We start from the raw sequence: 428 nt of genomic DNA on the forward strand, positions 1-428 counted from the left end.
TGGTACTATCACTAACACTAGTCGATGTTGATTCACTATCACTTAAACTAGTGCTCAGGGAGCGACTATCAGATAACGATGTACTCAAACTTGCAGAGGCGCTTGTACTTTGACTAGTCGATACTGAGGTACTTAAGCTGTCAGAAGTTAAAATACTCTGGCTAAGTGAAGCACTGGTTGAAGCACTCGCACTAGCACTGGTTGAGGCTTCTTCACTGTCCTTAATTGATGTCGAAGTTGATGCACTGGAACTTAACGATTGTGAAGTTGAAGCACTATTGCTCAGGCTAGTACTCAAGGAACGGCTGGCACTATCACTAACACTAGTCGATGTTGATTCACTATCACTTAAACTAGTGCTCAGGGAGCGACTATCAGATAACGATGTACTCAAACTTGCAGAGGCGCTTGTACTTTGACTAGTTGAT

At 43.0% G+C, this 428-nt stretch carries 1 protein-coding gene; it reads right to left on the bottom strand.

Translation table 11 applies throughout. The features are described 5' to 3' along the window. The coding region (locus H5R64_RS00240; RefSeq protein WP_182582478.1) for a hypothetical protein at nucleotides 1-428 on the bottom strand (428 nt) is incomplete at both ends.

Source organism: Limosilactobacillus fastidiosus (assembly GCF_014145505.1).
Classification (GTDB): Bacteria; Bacillota; Bacilli; order Lactobacillales; family Lactobacillaceae; genus Limosilactobacillus; species Limosilactobacillus fastidiosus.